This window comes from Neisseria sp. P0009.S007, assembly GCF_051962515.1.
In genome coordinates, this window is the sequence record NZ_JBQCVF010000005.1 from 1 (window position 1) to 20,414 (window position 20,414).

13 protein-coding genes and 4 tRNA genes are annotated in these 20,414 nt (G+C 43.9%); all 17 read left to right on the forward strand.

All coding sequences use genetic code 11. From position 1 onward, the window contains the following. Positions 1–513, forward strand: a 513-nt coding sequence (gene rsmD, locus ACTHS3_RS01430; RefSeq protein ID WP_440366952.1) for a 16S rRNA (guanine(966)-N(2))-methyltransferase RsmD, incomplete at its 5' end; no start/stop codon positions are given. Between the two features lie 122 nt (positions 514–635). Continuing rightward, positions 636–887: a YfhL family 4Fe-4S dicluster ferredoxin gene (locus ACTHS3_RS01435; RefSeq protein ID WP_003679513.1), complete on the forward strand. Its 252-nt coding sequence runs from the start codon at positions 636–638 to the stop codon at positions 885–887. Positions 888–985: 98 nt separating this feature from the next. Further along, positions 986–1,069 (forward strand) — tRNA-Tyr (locus ACTHS3_RS01440). Between the two features lie 31 nt (positions 1,070–1,100). Beyond that, positions 1,101–1,174 (forward strand) — tRNA-Gly (locus ACTHS3_RS01445). Positions 1,175–1,183: 9 nt separating this feature from the next. Further along, positions 1,184–1,258, forward strand: a tRNA-Thr gene (locus tag ACTHS3_RS01450). 48 nt (positions 1,259–1,306) lie between these two features. Then, complete coding sequence (gene tuf, locus ACTHS3_RS01455; RefSeq protein ID WP_004520187.1) at positions 1,307–2,491, forward strand: elongation factor Tu; 1,185 nt, start codon at positions 1,307–1,309, stop codon at positions 2,489–2,491. Between the two features lie 6 nt (positions 2,492–2,497). Beyond that, a tRNA-Trp gene (locus ACTHS3_RS01460) sits at positions 2,498–2,573 on the forward strand. Between the two features lie 131 nt (positions 2,574–2,704). Further along, a complete protein-coding gene (gene secE, locus ACTHS3_RS01465; protein WP_004521090.1) occupies positions 2,705–2,980 on the forward strand; it encodes a preprotein translocase subunit SecE in 276 nt (91 codons plus the stop codon). A gap of 2 nt (positions 2,981–2,982) precedes the next feature. Next, complete coding sequence (gene nusG / locus ACTHS3_RS01470; RefSeq protein WP_003680697.1) at positions 2,983–3,516, forward strand: transcription termination/antitermination protein NusG; 534 nt, start codon at positions 2,983–2,985, stop codon at positions 3,514–3,516. A gap of 104 nt (positions 3,517–3,620) precedes the next feature. Beyond that, a complete protein-coding gene (gene rplK / locus ACTHS3_RS01475; protein WP_002220151.1) occupies positions 3,621–4,055 on the forward strand; it encodes a 50S ribosomal protein L11 in 435 nt (144 codons plus the stop codon). Continuing rightward, on the forward strand, positions 4,055–4,750 hold the full coding sequence (rplA, locus tag ACTHS3_RS01480) for a 50S ribosomal protein L1 (protein ID WP_003677918.1): 696 nt from the start codon (positions 4,055–4,057) through the stop codon (positions 4,748–4,750). The genes rplK and rplA overlap by 1 nt, the downstream gene beginning before the upstream one ends. Before the next feature lie 223 nt (positions 4,751–4,973). Further along, positions 4,974–5,474 (forward strand): 50S ribosomal protein L10, encoded by a 501-nt coding sequence (rplJ, locus tag ACTHS3_RS01485; RefSeq protein WP_003680699.1) that lies wholly within the window; start codon positions 4,974–4,976, stop codon positions 5,472–5,474. 57 nt (positions 5,475–5,531) lie between these two features. Then, positions 5,532–5,903, forward strand: a complete 372-nt coding sequence (gene rplL / locus ACTHS3_RS01490) for a 50S ribosomal protein L7/L12 (protein WP_003677916.1) — start codon at positions 5,532–5,534, stop codon at positions 5,901–5,903. Positions 5,904–6,092: 189 nt separating this feature from the next. Further along, positions 6,093–10,271 carry a DNA-directed RNA polymerase subunit beta gene (gene rpoB / locus ACTHS3_RS01495; protein WP_070624754.1) on the forward strand — a complete coding sequence of 1,393 codons (4,179 nt, stop codon included), beginning with the start codon at positions 6,093–6,095 and terminating at the stop codon, positions 10,269–10,271. Between the two features lie 156 nt (positions 10,272–10,427). Beyond that, positions 10,428–14,606: a DNA-directed RNA polymerase subunit beta' gene (gene rpoC / locus ACTHS3_RS01500; protein ID WP_070624752.1), complete on the forward strand. Its 4,179-nt coding sequence runs from the start codon at positions 10,428–10,430 to the stop codon at positions 14,604–14,606. Between the two features lie 572 nt (positions 14,607–15,178). Beyond that, the gene (locus ACTHS3_RS01505) at positions 15,179–18,085 is read left to right on the forward strand and encodes a nuclease-related domain-containing protein (protein ID WP_070624750.1); all 2,907 of its coding nucleotides are present in this window, start codon (positions 15,179–15,181) and stop codon (positions 18,083–18,085) included. Continuing rightward, on the forward strand, positions 18,072–20,375 hold the full coding sequence (locus ACTHS3_RS01510) for a DUF7017 domain-containing protein (protein ID WP_070624748.1): 2,304 nt from the start codon (positions 18,072–18,074) through the stop codon (positions 20,373–20,375). Before ACTHS3_RS01505 ends, ACTHS3_RS01510 begins: the two co-directional genes overlap by 14 nt. Positions 20,376–20,414: the final 39 nt, after the last annotated feature.

Here is a 20,414-nt window from a genome sequence, read left to right on the forward strand (position 1 = left end):
AGGGGACGAAAGTTAACATTTTTATCTGCAGATGGTCTGCGCCCGACGCCTGACAGCGTGCGTGAAAAACTGTTTAACTGGCTGGGTCAGGATTTAACTGGAAAAACAGTATTGGATTTATTCAGCGGCAGCGGTGCTTTGGGAATGGAGGCTGCTTCTCGTCATGCGGCAAAAGTGGTAATGGTCGATAACCACCGCCAAACTGTTCAAACACTTCAGAAAAATATCCGTGAATTAGGTTTGAAACAGGCGAAAATCGAATGTTCAGACGGCATGGCTTATCTGGCAAGGCTGTCTGAAAAATTTGATGTTGTGTTCCTTGATCCGCCGTTTGCATGGGAAGATTGGCAAAATCTGTTTATCCGATTGCAAAGCCACTTGAAAAATGGGGCAATGGTCTATATTGAAGCAGGGAAGCTGCCTGAAAAACCGGATTGGCTGGAAATTTATCGGGAAGGAAAGGCGGGAATGAGCAGGTTTGAATTGTTGCTCTATTCGCAAGTTGCTGAATAGTATAGAATTTGAGAATCATTCCCAAGGTGTAAAACATTCTTTCAAACGGATTGTTCCGACGTCATTTGTGCTATAATCCGCGCCCAATCGGTTTTGATAATTTAAGAAAAAAGGAAATAGAAATGTCGCTCTTTATTACAGATGAGTGCATTAACTGCGATGTGTGCGAGCCGGAATGCCCTAATGATGCCATTTCGCAAGGTGAAGAAATTTACGAAATCAATCCAAATTTGTGTACGCAATGTGTAGGCCATTACGATGAGCCTCAGTGCCAACAGGTATGTCCTGTCGACTGTATCTTGATTGATGAAGAGCATCCTGAAACGCACGAAGAGCTGATGGCTAAGTACGAAAAAATCATTCAGTTTAAATAAATAGTGTTTAAAAGCAAAAGCTTGGATGTTTTTGAAGAAATAAATAAAAAAAAATCTTGACGGAAATCTAAGTTGCCAATAAACTAGCGTTCTCTTTTGGAGGGATTCCCGAGCGGTCAAAGGGGGCAGACTGTAAATCTGTTGCGTGAGCTTCGAAGGTTCGAATCCTTCTCCCTCCACCAAAAATTCTTACTTGGAGCAAATAGTGAGTATGCGGGTGTAGCTCAATGGTAGAGCAGAAGCCTTCCAAGCTTACGGTGAGGGTTCGATTCCCTTCACCCGCTCCAAACAATTTCGCCCATGTAGCTCAGGGGTAGAGCACTCCCTTGGTAAGGGAGAGGTCGGCAGTTCAAATCTGCCCATGGGCACCATCTCATTATTACCCTTTCTTTCAAAAGCTTAGATTATAGGATATTGCCATGGCTAAGGAAAAATTTGAACGTAGCAAACCGCACGTAAACGTTGGCACCATCGGTCACGTTGACCATGGTAAAACCACTCTGACTGCTGCTTTGACTACTATTTTGGCTAAAAAATTTGGTGGTGCTGCAAAAGCTTACGACCAAATCGACAACGCTCCTGAAGAAAAAGCCCGCGGTATTACCATTAATACCTCACACGTAGAATACGAAACTGAAACCCGTCACTACGCACACGTAGACTGCCCAGGCCACGCCGACTACGTTAAAAACATGATTACCGGTGCTGCCCAAATGGACGGCGCGATCTTGGTATGTTCCGCAGCTGACGGTCCTATGCCACAAACTCGCGAACACATCCTGTTGGCCCGCCAAGTAGGTGTACCTTACATCATCGTATTCATGAACAAATGCGACATGGTTGACGATGCCGAGTTGTTGGAACTGGTTGAAATGGAAATCCGTGACTTGTTGTCAAGCTACGACTTCCCAGGTGATGACTGCCCAATCGTACAAGGTTCTGCACTGAAAGCCTTGGAAGGTGACGCTGGTTACGAAGAAAAAATCTTCGAATTGGCTGCTGCTCTGGACAGCTACATCCCAACACCTGAGCGTGCTGTGGACAAACCTTTCTTGTTGCCTATCGAAGACGTATTCTCTATCTCCGGTCGTGGTACAGTAGTAACCGGTCGTGTAGAGCGCGGTATCATCCACGTTGGTGACGAGATCGAAATCGTAGGTCTGAAAGAAACTCAAAAAACCACTTGTACCGGTGTTGAAATGTTCCGCAAACTGCTGGACGAAGGTCAAGCAGGTGACAACGTAGGCGTATTGCTGCGTGGTACTAAACGTGAAGATGTAGAGCGTGGTCAAGTATTGGCTAAACCAGGTACTATCACTCCTCACACCAAATTCAAAGCAGAAGTATACGTACTGAGCAAAGAAGAGGGTGGTCGTCACACTCCATTCTTCGCTAACTACCGTCCACAATTCTACTTCCGTACTACTGACGTAACTGGTGCAGTTACTTTGGAAGAAGGTGTAGAAATGGTAATGCCAGGTGAGAACGTAACCATTACTGTAGAACTGATTGCGCCTATCGCTATGGAAGAAGGTCTGCGCTTTGCGATTCGCGAAGGTGGTCGTACCGTAGGTGCGGGTGTGGTTTCTTCTGTAATCGCTTAAGTTTACAGGCCAATAGCTCAATTGGTAGAGTATCGGTCTCCAAAACCGAGGGTTGGGGGTTCGAGACCCTCTTGGCCTGCCAAATAAAAAATTAACCGGCCTTGTGCCGGTTAATTTTTTTGTACTTAAGTTTTAAGATTATTTGGAATTAATTAATGGATCAATGCCACTATCTAAAATAAAGGCGGGTGGGGTATTGATAAGTGAGTAAAGATGACAGAACATCCGTCTGGACGCAAAGAAGACCATCAGAAAAAGGAAGTTGTGGTAAGTAATAAGCCAGCTCCTGAAAAGAAAGAAGGTCTGTTTGCATATTTTAAGAGCTCTTGGACTGAGTTTAAGAAGGTAGTTTGGCCGAGTCGTGATGAAGCGGTCAAAATGACTGTATTCGTGATTATCTTCGTTGCAGTTTTAGCAGCCTTCATTTATACGGCAGATACAATTATTTCATGGTTGTTTTTTGATGTTTTATTAAATAGGAAAGGGTAAAGATGTCAAAGCGTTGGTATGTGGTACAGGCCTATTCCGGTTTCGAGAAAAATGTTCAAAAAACATTGAAAGAGCGTATTGCTCGTGAAAACATGGAAGAATATTTCGGCCAGATTCTCGTTCCTGTGGAGGAAGTAGTAGATATCAAGAATGGCCGAAAAACCATCAGTGAGCGTAAATTCTATCCAGGCTATGTATTGGTTGAAATGGAAATGACTGATGATTCATGGCACTTGGTTAAGAGTACCCCTCGAGTAAATGGTTTTGTAGGCGGTAGTGGAAATCGCCCGATCCCAATTTCTCAAAAAGATGCAGATGCTATTTTGCAACAAGCTAAAACAGGTGTTGAGAAGCCAAAACCAAAAGTTGAGTTTGAAGTTGGTCAGCAAGTTCGAGTAAACGAAGGCCCATTTGCTGATTTTAACGGTATTGTTGATGAAGTTAACTACGAACGTAATAGACTGCGTGTTTCAGTTCAGATTTTTGGTCGTGAAACACCGGTTGAATTAGAGTTCGGTCAGGTTGAAAAGATTTAAGTGGTTTAATTCGCTTGAAAATTTTTTTTTAAGCGGATATAATCGCAAATTCTGTTTGGGAAGCGGAATGGTTCCGCGTTATACCCGTTTTTAGGAGTTCTTAAGTGGCAAAGAAAATTATCGGCTACATCAAACTGCAAATTCCTGCAGGTAAAGCCAATCCATCTCCCCCAGTTGGTCCTGCTTTGGGTCAACGTGGTTTGAATATCATGGAATTCTGTAAAGCATTTAATGCTGCAACCCAAGGTATGGAACCTGGTTTGCCAATTCCAGTCGTTATTACTGCATTTGCGGATAAATCATTCACTTTTGTGATGAAAACCCCTCCAGCTTCTATCTTGTTGAAAAAAGCTGCTGGTCTGCAAAAAGGTAGTTCTAATCCTCTGACTAATAAAGTGGGTAAATTGACCCGCGCCCAGTTGGAAGAAATTGCTAAAACTAAAGAGCCTGATTTGACTGCTGCTGACTTGGATGCGGCTGTTCGCACTATTGCCGGCTCTGCTCGCTCAATGGGCTTGGACGTGGAGGGTGTTGTATAATGGCTAAAGTATCTAAACGCTTGAAAGCTCTGCGCTCTTCTGTTGAAGCTAACAAACTGTACGCAATCGACGAAGCAATTGCTTTGGTTAAAAAAGCTGCTACTGCTAAATTTGACGAGTCTGTTGACGTATCTTTCAACCTGGGTGTTGATCCTCGTAAATCTGACCAAGTTATTCGTGGTTCAGTCGTTCTGCCTAAAGGTACCGGTAAAACAACTCGCGTAGCTGTGTTTACTCAAGGTGCAAATGCAGATGCTGCTAAAGAAGCTGGCGCAGATATTGTCGGCTTTGAAGATCTGGCTGCTGAAATTAAAGCTGGTAACTTGAACTTTGACGTTGTTATTGCTTCTCCTGATGCAATGCGTATCGTTGGTCAATTGGGTACCATCTTGGGTCCTCGTGGTCTGATGCCAAACCCTAAAGTAGGTACTGTTACTCCTAACGTTGCTGAAGCAGTTAAAAATGCAAAAGCAGGTCAAGTACAATACCGTACAGATAAAGCAGGTATCGTTCATGCAACTATCGGTCGTGCTTCTTTCGCTGAAGCTGACTTGAAAGAAAACTTCAATGCGTTGCTGGATGCTATCGTTAAAGCCAAACCTGCTGCTGCTAAAGGCCAGTACCTGAAAAAAGTTGCTGTATCCAGCACTATGGGTTTGGGTGTTCGCGTTGATACTGCAAGCGTGAACAACTAAGAAATTTTCAGGTGATCCAGTTTTCTGGATTGCCTGAATTTGGGCTACTTAAAATTAAGTAGATGTCCAAGACCGTAGGGATCGTAAGATTTAATCGTAACTGCCCTACGCAGACGGTAGTCCTGAAACACATTGCAAGATTGCTTGTAAGATGTCTTTTTAGGTTACCGCGCTGGTGGGATATCATTTCGGTATCCTGTTTATAAACAGTGGGAGGTAGACCTTGAGTCTCAATATTGAAACCAAGAAAGTGGCCGTAGAGGAAATTAGCGCAGCAATTGCTAACGCTCAAACTCTCGTAGTCGCTGAATATCGCGGTATCAGTGTTTCCAGCATGACTGAGCTTCGTGCAAATGCACGTAAAGAAGGCGTTTACTTGCGCGTTCTGAAAAATACTCTGGCTCGTCGCGCAGTAGAGGGTACTTCATTCGCAGGTTTGGCCGATCAAATGGTTGGTCCATTGGTTTACGCTGCTTCTGAAGATGCTGTTGCTGCTGCTAAAGTGCTGCACCAATTCGCGAAAAAAGATGACAAAATTATCGTTAAAGCTGGTTCTTACAATGGCGAAGTGATGAACCCTGCTCAGGTTGCTGAGTTGGCTTCTATTCCAAGCCGCGAAGAACTGTTGTCCAAACTGTTGTTCGTTATGCAAGCTCCTGTATCAGGCTTTGCACGTGGTTTGGCTGCTTTGGCAGAGAAAAAAGCTGGCGAAGAAGCCGCTTAATCAATTTTGTTTCATTTAATCAATTATTTTTTAATACAATATTTGGAGTAAAATAGCATGGCTATTACTAAAGAAGACATTTTGGAAGCCGTTGGTTCTTTGACCGTAATGGAATTGAACGACCTGGTTAAAGCTTTTGAAGAGAAATTTGGCGTTTCTGCTGCTGCCGTTGCAGTTGCAGGTCCTGCAGGTGCTGGTGCAGCTGCTGCTGAAGAAAAAACTGAATTTGACGTAGTATTGGCTTCTGCCGGTGATCAAAAAGTTGGCGTGATTAAAGTTGTCCGCGCTATCACTGGCCTGGGTCTGAAAGAAGCTAAAGACATCGTTGACGGTGCACCTAAAACTCTGAAAGAAGGTGTTTCTAAAGCTGAAGCTGAAGACATCCAAAAACAACTGGAAGAAGCCGGCGCTAAAGTCGAAATCAAATAATTTGATGCTTCCTATGAAGGCTGGCAGTTTTCTGCCAGCCTTATTTTGCTTCTTAAAATAAGCATCAGGTATTGTTTACATTTATTTGCATAGTCTTTATAAAATCATTGCAAATAAATGTAAATATCAGGTTAATGCATGCCGTTGTTTCAGACGGCCTATTATTTAAAATTGCTTTTCGGAGTGTATATGAGCTATTCGTTTACCGAGAAAAAACGTATCCGTAAGAGTTTTGCAAAGCGAGAGAATGTCTTAGATGTTCCTTTCCTGCTGGCAACCCAAATTGATTCTTATGCGAAATTTTTGCAGCTGGAAAATGCTTTTGACCAACGCACTGATGATGGTCTGCAAGCAGCATTTAATTCTATTTTCCCGATTGTGAGCCATAACGGTTATGCGCGATTGGAATTTGTGCATTACACATTGGGCGAGCCTTTATTCGATATTCCTGAATGTCAATTGCGCGGCATTACTTACGCGGCTCCATTGCGTGCCCGTATCCGTTTGGTGATTTTGGATAAAGAAGCATCTAAGCCGACTGTAAAAGAAGTTCGTGAAAACGAAGTGTATATGGGTGAAATCCCATTGATGACGCCAAGCGGCTCTTTTGTCATCAATGGTACTGAGCGTGTGATTGTTTCCCAGCTGCACCGTTCTCCTGGCGTGTTCTTTGAGCATGACCGTGGTAAAACACATTCTTCCGGTAAGCTGTTGTTCTCTGCTCGTATTATTCCTTACCGTGGTTCATGGTTGGATTTCGAATTTGATCCAAAAGATTTGCTGTATTTCCGTATCGACCGTCGCCGTAAAATGCCGGTTACGATTTTGTTGAAAGCTTTGGGCTACAACAATGAACAAATCTTGGATATTTTCTACGACAAAGAAACTTTCTATTTGTCTTCAAACGGTGTTCAAACTGATCTGGTTGCAGGCCGTCTGAAAGGTGAAACTGCCAAAGTTGATATCTTGGATAAAGAAGGCAATGTACTGGTTGCCAAAGGTAAACGTATTACTGCGAAAAATATCCGTGATATTACCAATGCAGGCTTGACTCGTTTGGATGTAGAGCCAGAAAGTCTGATTGGCAAAGCATTGGCTGCGGATCTGATTGATCCGGAAACCGGCGAAGTATTGGCTTCTGCTAACGATGAAATTACAGAAGAGCTGTTGGCCAAACTTGATATCCATGGTGTAAAAGAAATTACGACCCTTTATATCAACGAATTGGATCAAGGCGGTTACATCTCCAGCACTCTGCGTACAGACGAAACTGCTGATCAGCAAGCTGCACGCGTAGCGATTTACCGCATGATGCGTCCTGGCGAACCGCCTACCGAAGAAGCTGTTGAGCAGCTCTTCAACCGCTTGTTCTTCAGTGAAGACAGCTATGATTTGTCTCGCGTAGGCCGTATGAAATTCAATACGCGCACATACGAGCAAAAACTGTCTGAAGCACAACAAAACTCTTGGTATGGCCGTTTGCTGAACGAAACTTTGGCCGGTGCTGCCGAAAAAGGTGGTTACGTTCTGAGCGTTGAAGACATTGTTGCTTCCATTGCTACATTAGTTGAACTGCGTAACGGTCATGGTGAAGTAGACGATATTGACCACTTGGGTAATCGTCGTGTTCGTTCTGTGGGTGAGTTGACTGAAAACCAATTCCGCAGCGGTTTGGCTCGTGTAGAACGTGCAGTTAAAGAGCGTTTGAACCAAGCAGAATCTGAGAACTTGATGCCGCATGACTTGATCAATGCGAAACCTGTTTCTGCCGCGATTAAAGAATTCTTCGGTTCCAGCCAATTGAGCCAATTTATGGATCAGACCAACCCATTGTCTGAAGTAACCCATAAACGCCGTGTATCTGCATTGGGCCCGGGCGGTTTGACTCGCGAACGTGCAGGCTTTGAGGTGCGAGACGTACATCCGACCCACTATGGCCGTGTATGTCCTATTGAAACACCTGAGGGTCCAAACATTGGTTTGATCAACTCATTATCCGTTTATGCGCGTACCAATGATTATGGTTTCTTGGAAACTCCTTACCGCCGTGTTGTCGATGGCAAAGTAACTGAAGAAATCGACTACTTGTCTGCTATCGAAGAAGGCCGTTATGTGATTGCACAGGCGAATGCCGATTTGGACAAAGACGGTAATTTGATTGGCGACTTGGTCACTTGTCGTGAAAAAGGCGAAACCATTATGGCGACGCCTGACCGCGTTCAATATATGGACGTGGCAACCGGTCAAGTGGTATCCGTTGCAGCATCTCTGATTCCATTCTTGGAACATGATGACGCGAACCGTGCATTGATGGGTGCCAACATGCAACGTCAGGCTGTACCGTGTCTGCGCCCTGAAAAACCGATGGTTGGTACCGGTATTGAGCGCTCTGTTGCCGTTGACTCTGCAACTGCAATCGTTGCCCGCCGCGGCGGTGTGGTTGAGTATGTAGATGCCAACCGTGTTGTAGTTCGTGTTCATGATGATGAAGCGACTGCCGGTGAAGTGGGTGTCGATATTTACAACTTGGTTAAATTCACCCGTTCTAACCAATCTACCAACATCAACCAACGTCCGGCCGTAAAAGCAGGCGATGTGTTGCAACGTGGTGACTTGGTGGCCGACGGTGCATCTACCGACTTGGGCGAGTTGGCTTTGGGTCAAAACATGACCATCGCCTTCATGCCATGGAACGGTTACAACTACGAAGACTCGATTCTGATTTCAGAAAAAGTGGCTGCAGACGATCGTTATACTTCGATTCACATTGAAGAGCTGAACGTTGTCGCACGTGACACTAAACTGGGTGCGGAAGACATTACCCGCGATATTCCGAACTTGTCTGAGCGTATGCAAAACCGTTTGGATGAATCCGGTATCGTATATATTGGTGCAGAAGTAGAAGCTGGTGACGTCTTGGTAGGTAAAGTAACACCTAAAGGCGAAACCCAACTGACTCCTGAAGAAAAACTGCTGCGTGCCATCTTCGGTGAAAAAGCGTCTGACGTAAAAGATACTTCATTGCGTATGCCTACCGGCATGAGCGGTACCGTTATCGATGTTCAAGTCTTTACTCGTGAAGGTATTCAACGCGACAAACGTGCTCAATCCATTATTGATTCTGAGCTGAAACGTTACCGTCAAGACTTGAGCGACCAGTTGCGTATTTTTGATAACGACGCATTTGACCGTATCGAGCGTATGATTGTTGGTCAAAAAGCCAATGGTGGTCCGATGAAGCTGGCTAAAGGCAGTGAAATCACTACCGAATATTTGGCGAGCCTGTCCAGCAAACATGATTGGTTTGACATCCGTTTGGCTGACGAAGATTTGGCCAAACAGTTGGAACTGATTAAATTGAGCCTGCAACAAAAACGCGAAGAAGCGGATGAGTTGTATGAGATCAAGAAGAAAAAACTGACCCAAGGCGACGAGCTGCAACCGGGCGTACAAAAAATGGTGAAAGTATTTATCGCCATCAAACGCCGTCTGCAAGCCGGTGACAAAATGGCGGGTCGCCACGGTAACAAAGGTGTGGTATCACGCATTCTGCCGGTGGAAGACATGCCTTACATGGCTGACGGCCGTCCGGTAGACATTGTACTGAACCCATTGGGCGTACCTTCCCGTATGAACATTGGTCAGATTTTGGAAGTTCACTTGGGTTGGGCGGCAAAAGGTATCGGTGAACGCATCGATCGTATGCTGAAAGAGCAACGCAAAGCCAGCGAGCTGCGTGAATTCTTGAACAAACTCTACAACGGTAGCGGTAAGAAAGAAGATTTAGACAGCCTGACAGATGAAGAAATCATCGAATTGGCTTCTAACCTGCGCAAAGGTGCGTCTTTCGCCTCTCCTGTATTCGACGGTGCGAAAGAGTCTGAAATCCGCGAAATGTTGAACTTGGCTTACCCAAGTGAAGATCCTGAGGTTGAGAAACTGGGCTTCAACGACAGTAAAACTCAAATCACGCTGTATGACGGCCGTTCCGGCGAAGCATTTGACCGCAAGGTTACAGTCGGTGTGATGCACTATCTGAAACTGCACCACTTGGTTGACGAAAAAATGCACGCCCGTTCTACCGGTCCATACAGTTTGGTTACCCAGCAGCCTTTGGGCGGTAAAGCTCAGTTCGGTGGCCAACGTTTCGGCGAGATGGAGGTTTGGGCATTGGAAGCATACGGCGCGGCATACACGCTGCAAGAGATGCTGACTGTGAAGTCTGACGACGTGAACGGCCGTACCAAAATGTACGAAAATATCGTCAAAGGTGAACACAAAATCGATGCCGGTATGCCTGAATCCTTCAACGTATTGGTTAAAGAGATTCGCTCACTGGGCTTGGATATCGATTTGGAACGCTACTAAACAGAAGTTTTCAGACGGCCTTTTAAGGTCGTCTGAAAAAGCGGTTTCAGAATAAGAATGAAGCAATCGGCATTTAGGCCATCTGAAATCAAAAGTACCGTTTCCCAATATCGAAAATCCGCCATGCGGTAAAAATACTTCCTTCAAGGAGCAAAAATGAATTTGTTGAACTTATTTAATCCGTTGCAAACTGCCGGCATGGAAGAAGAGTTTGATGCCATCAAAATCGGTATTGCCTCTCCCGAAACCATCCGCTCATGGTCTTATGGCGAAGTTAAAAAACCTGAAACCATCAACTACCGCACGTTCAAACCTGAGCGTGACGGTTTATTCTGTGCCAAAATCTTTGGCCCGGTCAAAGACTATGAATGTTTGTGCGGTAAATACAAACGCTTGAAATTTAAAGGCGTAACCTGTGAAAAATGTGGCGTAGAAGTGACCCTGTCTAAAGTACGCCGCGAACGCATGGGCCACATTGAATTGGCAGCACCAGTTGCCCATATTTGGTTCTTGAAATCCCTGCCTTCCCGCTTGGGTATGGTACTGGACATGACTTTGCGCGATATCGAACGCGTATTGTACTTTGAAGCATTTGTGGTAACCGATCCCGGCATGACTCCGTTGCAACGTCGTCAATTACTGACTGAAGACGATTACTACAACAAACTGGACGAATACGGCGACGACTTCGATGCCAAAATGGGTGCAGAAGGTATCCGTGAATTGTTGCGCACCTTGGATATTACCGGCGAAATCGAAATCCTGCGTCAAGAGCTGGAATCTACCGGTTCTGACACCAAAATTAAAAAAATTGCCAAACGTTTGAAAGTATTGGAAGCTTTCCACCGTTCCGGTATGAAACTGGAATGGATGATTATGGACGTGCTGCCGGTATTGCCGCCTGATTTGCGTCCGTTGGTTCCATTGGATGGCGGTCGTTTTGCCACTTCCGATTTGAACGATTTGTACCGCCGCGTTATTAACCGTAACAACCGTCTGAAACGTCTGTTGGAACTGCATGCGCCTGACATCATCGTTCGTAACGAAAAACGTATGTTGCAAGAAGCAGTTGACTCTCTGTTGGATAACGGCCGTCGCGGTAAAGCCATGACCGGCGCCAACAAACGTCCGCTGAAATCATTGGCTGACATGATTAAAGGTAAAGGCGGCCGCTTCCGTCAAAACCTGCTGGGTAAACGTGTGGACTACTCTGGTCGTTCCGTGATTACCGTAGGTCCATACCTGCGTCTGCACCAATGTGGTCTGCCGAAAAAAATGGCGTTGGAACTGTTCAAACCATTCATTTTCCACAAATTGGAAAAACAAGGTTTGGCGTCTACCGTTAAAGCTGCGAAAAAATTGGTAGAACAAGAAGTACCTGAAGTATGGGATATCTTGGAAGAAGTGATCCGCGAACATCCGATTATGCTGAACCGTGCGCCAACCCTGCACCGTTTGGGTATTCAAGCGTTCGAACCTATCCTGATCGAAGGTAAAGCGATTCAGTTGCACCCATTGGTGTGTGCCGCATTTAACGCCGACTTTGACGGTGACCAAATGGCTGTACACGTTCCATTGAGCTTGGAAGCACAAATGGAAGCACGCACGCTGATGCTGGCTTCAAACAACGTATTGTCTCCAGCCAACGGCGAACCAATCATCGTACCTTCTCAAGATATCGTATTGGGTCTGTACTACATGACCCGCGACCGTATCAATGCCAAAGGCGAAGGCAGCCTGTTTGCCGATGTGAAAGAAGTGCATCGTGCATACCATACCAAACAGGTTGAACTGGGTACGAAAATTACCGTACGTCTGCGCGAATGGGTAAAAAACGAAGCAGGTGAGTTTGAGCCTGTCGTTAACCGTTACGAAACGACTGTCGGCCGTGCATTGTTGAGCGAAATCTTGCCTAAAGGCCTGCCGTTCGAGTACATCAACAAAGCGCTGAAGAAAAAAGAAATTTCTAAACTGATTAACGCATCATTCCGTCTGTGCGGTTTGCGTGACACAGTTATTTTTGCCGACCACTTGATGTATACCGGTTTCGGTTTTGCGGCTAAAGGCGGTATTTCCATTGCGGTTGACGATATGGAAATTCCGAAAGAAAAAGCAGCCTTGCTGGCTGAGGCTAATGCCGAAGTTAAAGAAATCGAAGACCAATACCGTCAAGGTTTGGTGACCAACGGCGAACGTTACAACAAAGTGGTCGATATTTGGGGTCGTGCCGGCGATAAGATCGCTAAAGCGATGATGGACAATCTGTCCAAACAAAAAGTTATCGACCGTGACGGCAACGAAGTTGATCAAGAGTCCTTCAACTCTATTTACATGATGGCCGACTCTGGTGCCCGTGGTTCTGCAGCTCAGATTAAACAGTTGTCCGGTATGCGTGGTTTGATGGCCAAACCTGACGGCTCTATTATCGAAACGCCAATTACCTCTAACTTCCGCGAAGGTTTGACTGTATTGCAATACTTTATTGCGACCCACGGTGCGCGTAAAGGTTTGGCGGATACCGCGTTGAAAACGGCAAACTCTGGTTACCTGACCCGTCGTCTGGTAGACGTAACTCAAGACTTGGTCGTTGTTGAAGACGATTGCGGTACTTCAGACGGCTTTGTCATGAAAGCAGTAGTACAAGGCGGTGACGTAATTGAAGCGTTGCGCGATCGTATTTTAGGCCGTGTTACAGCATCAGATGTTGTTGATCCTTCAACTGGCGAGACTTTGGTTGAGGCAGGTACACTGCTGACTGAGAAATTAGTTGATATCATTGACCAATCTGGTGTTGACGAGGTTAAAGTCCGTACGCCAATTACTTGTAAAACCCGTCATGGCTTGTGTGCACACTGTTATGGCCGCGACTTGGCGCGCGGTAAACTGGTTAACGCTGGTGAAGCTGTAGGTGTAATTGCTGCACAATCTATTGGTGAGCCAGGTACTCAGCTGACCATGCGTACGTTCCACATCGGTGGTGCGGCATCTCGTGCGGCTGCTGCCAGTCAAGTGGAAGCCAAATCCAATGGTACAGCTCGTTTCAGCAGCCAAATGCGTTACGTTGCCAACAACAAAGGCGAATTGGTTGTCATTGGCCGCTCTTGTGAAGTAGTGATTCACGACGATATCGGTCGCGAACGTGAACGTCACAAAGTACCTTACGGTGCAATCCTGCTGGTACAAGACGGCGAAGCCATTAAAGCCGGTCAAACTTTGGCAACTTGGGATCCGCATACCCGTCCGATGATCACCGAACACGCAGGTATGGTGAAATTCGAAAACGTGGAAGAGGGTGTTACCGTTGCGAAACAAACTGACGATGTAACCGGTTTGTCTACTTTGGTAGTGATTGACGGCAAACGTCGTTCTTCTAGTGCTTCTAAACTGTTGCGTCCGACTGTCAAACTGTTGGATGAGAATGGTCTGGAAATTTGCATTCCTGGTACGACTACCCCAGTTTCTATGGCATTCCCGGTCGGTGCGGTGATTACCATCCGTGAAGGTCAGGAAGTCGGTAAGGGTGATGTGTTGGCGCGTATTCCACAAGCGTCTTCTAAAACCCGCGATATTACCGGTGGTTTGCCGCGCGTTGCTGAGTTGTTTGAAGCACGCGTGCCGAAAGATGCAGGTATGTTGGCTGAAATTACCGGTACCGTTTCCTTCGGTAAAGAAACCAAAGGTAAACAGCGTCTGATTATTACCGACGTAGACGGTGTAGCATACGAAACGCTGATTTCTAAAGAGAAACAGATTTTGGTACACGATGGTCAAGTGGTAAACCGTGGTGAAACCATCGTAGACGGTGCCGTAGATCCACACGACATTCTGCGTCTGCAAGGTATCGAAGCATTGGCCCGCTACATTGTTCAAGAGGTACAAGAGGTTTACCGCTTGCAAGGTGTGAAGATTTCCGATAAACACATCGAAGTCATCATCCGTCAAATGTTGCGTCGAGTGAACATTGTGGATGCTGGTGATACAGAGTTTATTACCGGCGAACAAGTTGAGCGTAGCGATGTGATGCTTGCCAATGAAAAAGCGTTGGAAGAAGGTAAAGAGCCTGCACGTTACGAAAACGTATTGTTGGGTATTACCAAAGCCTCTCTGTCCACCGACAGCTTCATTTCTGCTGCATCGTTCCAAGAGACAACCCGCGTTCTGACCGAGGCTGCGATTATGGGCAAACAAGACGAGTTGCGTGGTCTGAAAGAGAACGTCATCGTCGGTCGCTTGATTCCTGCCGGTACTGGTTTGACCTACCACCGCAGCCGCCATCAACAATGGCAAGAAACCGCGCCTGCTGCCGAAGCAGAAAGCGAAAACGCTGCCGAGTAAGGTCGGATAGTGCAGTAAAGCAAAACCGCAAGTCGAAAGACTTGCGGTTTTTTTGTTTTCAGACGGCCTTTTTGGGGGAAAGGCCGTCTGAAAGAAATGGGTGGTTGTTTTGTATGAAAACCTGATTTCTTCAGGTGGCTGAGCCGGTCGTTGCCGTTTGGGGAAGTTTCAGTTACAAGAAGGTCGAATTCTCCGAATCCGACACTTGATTAGAGAGCAAGAAAACGGTTAAGTACGATATGTTGCTTTTTGGGATAACATACCTACCAAACATCAATGATATTTTCATTGCAAAATTTCCCTATTTATTCTTAATACATATGATATGATTTTATTTCATTTGAATTGAATCATGCGATAAGCCGAGCTTTTCAACAAACTTTATACAATATTTTTAAATTTCATATAGTAAATGCTAAAATGTTGGGTTAGATTAAATTTCTATCGTCTATTTTCAGACGACCTGATTATTCATAACCAATAGCTCGAAAGTTATGCCGTCTGAAATAGATGTTGCATAACTGTCGGGCTATTTTGTCTTACAAACGCCGATAAATAAACGGGGAATAAAAATGAGTTTCCATGCTTACCGAACTAAACCTTTTGAACATACCCATGAAAACAGAGCTTTCAATGATTTATATGTATTGTTGGAACAGAGATATGCTAAAGAAACTGAACCGGTTTATCTTTTAGGAAATGTTTACGCTAATAATACGGAAATCGATGCAGTTGTTCTCAAGTGTAATGCTGTAATTGTGATTGATTTTAAAAATTATGGTGGAGAGATACACTTTTCTGAAAACGGTGTTTGGAAAGCTGACGATGTGCCGGTTAAAGGGGGAGCACAGGTGAATCCTTATCTTCAGCTACGAGCTAACAGGCTGGAGATGTTGGAGTATTTGAAAGATATTACGTTTTCCATGAATCCTAAGAATCATGTGGTTTGTCTTTGTTTGTTTCAGCAGAACATTCAATTTGATATTCAAACCTTACCGCCAAAAATTAAACCATGGTTTCATGTGCAGGATTATCGTAATGCAATCCGTAATATTGATGAGATTACTAATAAAAATACTCGCTTTACCGAGCAAGACTTAAATCTGATTATAAAAAAATTAGAGATTCCTGCTTACCGTTTAGAAGGACGGGCAGCGGAAGTGCGGTTTGCTGATGGAGATAGCGAAGCCGTGTCAGAAGCTGCGGTTGTATTGAATAACACCCAGAGTCAGGCACTTAAAAATATACGGATGTGGTTGGATGACGAAGCTTCAAAAGTCTTTTTCTTAAAGGGGGCGGATAATACCGGCACAATCAAAATTTTACAAACTTTGCAGCAGAAAAACACGGATACGCGGTGTCTGGCTCGTAATATGCGTACAAAAGAGCGTTATGAAAATAATGGCATTAATAATGTTGATAGTATTTATCAGTTTTTGTATGGCAATCGAAAAATCGATACAGAAAATTTGAAGGAAACCTATCAGGTTAAATATAAAGAAATTTACGATTTTCTTCATCAAACCAATATAGATGGCACACCCAAAAAGCAACCGCTTATTGTGATATTAGACGGACATCTGTTTGCCGATGAACATTATGAAAGTGATTTTACCGTTTATGGTTCGGGTTGGTTAGTGCGAGATTTGCTACGGGCTTTGTCTGTCCGCAAAGTTAACCCATCAGAGGAAGAGATAAATGTTCTGGAAAATAAACGAAATGAGGAAGAAACAGTTGATTTTTCAGACTTTCCAAAGATGCTGATTATTGGCGACCCATATCAGTTGTTGCGTGGCGGTAAGAGAAATAATCTTGTATATGGTTCGATTTTTGCTGAAAATAAAATCAGTAGTGAGGCATTTGAATTAAATGCGCAAGATAGAGAAGCGGGAAGCTATGCTGAAATGCTGGATTTTCAGAAACCGTTGATTGAACAAATTAAAACGGAGCGGTTTCTACGTTTACCACGTCCGCAGCAAGGAGTTATCCGCCAAATACAAAAAGGCGAAAAAACAGATGAAATTATTGATAGATTACTGCATTTTCCAAGAGAAGCAGCGATTTTGTGTGGGAAAAACGAGCAGGCTGCCAAAACAAATCTTGCAATCCGAAAAAAATATCTGCAGGCTGAATCAGCTATGGCTTTGGTGTGTGGCGATATTGTGGAATTGCTGAATAAATCAGTCGGTGAAAAAAGGAATGCTATTGAGGGGAAATACGTTGATTTATATCCCCATCGGTTTTATAAGGTTATGGATGCAGGCCGCTATTTTGAGCAATCCATATCGTTAAAAGGGCGCGATTATCCGACAGTTGTACGGTTTGGCGTTGCGGATATTTGTGATAAGAACGAACAGAAATATAAAATTTTGTATCTGCCTGAGGCATTGAGTGGCGCAGAGCTTACAGCAGACCAAAAAATTGCCTTGCGTATTTTTGCAGAGCAGGATGTGAAGCAACATAATCCAGAGATTTGTCATTTAGAGCAGGAAGCAGACCGTCTGAAAGCTGAGCGAGACAGTTTGGAAAAAGATTCTAAAGAGTATAAAGAGAAGGATAACGAATACCAAGATGTTAATAAAAACTATCGCGAGCAGTTAGTAAAAGCCGTATTGGAAAACCGCTATATGAATGCTGCCCGATTGAAGTTTGCATATGCAATGACAGTACACCGTGCCATGCAAGGGGAGCCGTTGCATACAGTTATTTTGGATGCTTCGGCTGCACATGATACGGAGACACCGGCAACAGACAGTTATTTCCGTTTTATTTACAGTACCACAACGGTTGCTGCAGAGTCATTACTGCTGCTGAATTATCATGAACTGAATGAGTGGTCGAAAACGGAGTGGAACATCAAATCAGCCGTTGTTGCACCATTTACAGCTCAGAAGAGATTTCATTTTCTGCAAAGCCGACAACCGACTGACTTTGAAAGAAACATGCCGTTTCCGACCGGTTTTCATCCACATACACCGCAGCAATGGGCTTTACTATTGGCGGTTAACGACATATTGGCAGATAGCGGTTGGCATATTGACAATATTACGCAGCACCAATATAAAGAACGTTATGTTTTCAGTCATTCAGACGGCATTATTGAGTTGGATTTTAATTACAATGGGAAGTTTGAAGTCAATGTTGAGGCTAGCAAGGTTGTGCGTGGAAATGATGAATTGGTATTACAACTTTTAGATTTGTTGAGAGCATCACAGCCAGAGTTTCAAAATAATATTCAAGAAGCGTATTCAGTATTTAAGGATAGAGCAGTTGAAAAAGGCTGGCAGATTTATAGTATCTATGAGAGCAACTTCAAACTTCATGTTGTATTGCAGACCATGAATGAGAAAGTTGGTTTGGAATTGAATATACCGAATGATTCAAAAAAGGGCTTAATCAGTAGTGTGCAGGTTAAGAAAGCAGACAGCCAGAAGATATTGGATAAATTTATAGGGGATTTTTGTGATGGAACAGAATAGTGCGAGAAAAGTTAATGAATTGAGAAAAGGGGGCAAAATAGATGAAGCTTGGAACTTGGCTCAACAGGCGATGCAGAATGAAATGCGGGATTTCTGGCTGGAAAGTGCATTCTTTTGGGCAGGTTATGCGATGTGTAAGCGCATACAGGATAATATTAAGCAGCGGACAGAGAGAAATCCCAAGTGTGAATATCAGCCTTTTCCGCAGGAATCAGCACAGTTTAATTTGGTGTGCCGCTGGTTAAGATGGGCGGATATCCCAGTATGGAATGATGATAATCAGTATGTTTGGCTGCTACGAATTAGTCAGCGTAATTTAAATCATTTTCCTGATTTATTGGTGTTGCTGGTATGTTATTCAGACGGCTTGTTTGAAGAGAAAGATATGCAACCGTATCGGACTGAAAAGGGGGAATCGCCTAGTTTATTATTGAAATTTGGGCGAATGTTGGCAGATGTGTGGCAAAGTAACCCAGATTTCAGAGAGAAAATAAAGGCAGAGGAATTGTTTGCTCTGCTGGCCTATGTCCGCAAATACGCCCAAGATACACAGCATAAAATGTGGTTGGATAAAGATGAGGCCGAATGTTTGCTCGTGGCAGGGCAAACTCTGAAAGCTCAAACCCTAGCGCGTTCGGTGGTTAAGAAAAAACGGCAGGATGCATGGGCATGGGATTTGTTTGCTCATATGTATGCGGCAGAAAATCCGCAAATGGCAATGGAATGTTGGGCTAAATCAATTTTGTGTGCTCATGAAAAATCATTTGCTTTTCCCGCACTTAAATCTGCAGCCTCAATTTTAGCTAAACAAGGATTAGCCGATAAGGCTTCTATGTGTGTTAAAGAAGTGGTTGAGCATTGCCAGCAACAAGGTTGGAATATCAAAAAAGAGGTAACAGAATTATGCTCGCAATCTTGGTATGACGGCAATGTGGATACTGCAGGCTTGAAGCCTTTTTTAAAAACGCTGGCAGCTAATGCGGAAAGTTATCTGATTGGCGAAACGGAAACTGTGTCAGCAATTGTGGTTGGGAAGAATGCGGAGGGAACAAAAATATTTGCCTATGTCCGTAAGGACGAGACTATTGCAGTCCCAGCGAAGATGTTTCAGGGGCAAAGTATCCCGGAGTTGGGTGAGTATTTGGAACTGAAGATCAGTAAAGAAGATCGTTTTTTAGTTTCAGCTAAAATCGGGCAGGAAGTGCATATTGATGGGCTTACTGCCAGGAGTGGGCAGCTAAGAGTTCAGAAAGGTAGCACATATGGTTTTGTCGAAGATATTTTCATTCCGCCACATTTAGTGATTCAAGAGTGGATTGATGACTTTGTTACCGTATTAGCATTTCAAAAGTACGATGAGAAAAAGGCTAAATATGCTTGGCAGGCAATCAAATGTGAGTTAGAGAATTACTCGAAATATAAAGAGCGTTATTTATTGGAAGGAGTTACCAAGAATTTTGGATTGGTATCAAAAGTAGAGCAATCCGGTAAATCCTTTCGGGTGTATCTGAATAAAGATACAAAAATTACTGTTCCGATGCCGCTATTTGAAGGCCAGAAGTTACCAGAGATAGGTGATTACATGGAATTAACCATGAGCTTATCAAGTAAAGTAGTGCTTTCTACCCGAGAGAGTGAACCCAAAGTTATATCTGATGTAAAAATTGAGAGCGATATTCTGCGTGTTCAACAGTCAAAAGATTTTGGTTTTGTAGGAGATATTTATGTATCTGAAAAACTGATACCGAAAGAACATGCAGGAAAATATGTAACAGTATTGTGCATAAAGAAACTCAATAAACAGAAAAACACCTATGGCTGGCAGGCAATTAAATATCTGAAAAATGCGTTTGAGCAAAAAGAGCATTATCTGTCAGAGCAAATGACAGAAATGGCAGGGGTTATCGAGAGTGTCGATAATGTTCACAGATGTTTCTATGTGTATGTAAATAAAGATAGAAAAATTTGTGTTCCTTTTGAGATTTATAATGGAAAAGCGAAGCCGAAGCCTGGTAGCTATGTCATGCTGACTTTAACATCAGATGGTGGTAGTGTATTGGAGGCGATACCAACAGATGAAATTAGTATACAAGGTGTTGGAATAACAAGTGGCTCGCTGCAAAAAAATCCTACAAAGGGTTTCGGATTTGTTGACAATGTGTATGTACCGAAAGAATTAATCGGAAGTATTGAAGACTATACTGAAGTGGAAGTATTGTACATTAATGAGTTTAATCGTAAGGAAAACAGATATACTTTACGGGCGTTGACTTGTTGGGAATACGATTAAGTCTATACATTCAACAGGCCGTCTGAAAAATATATTTTC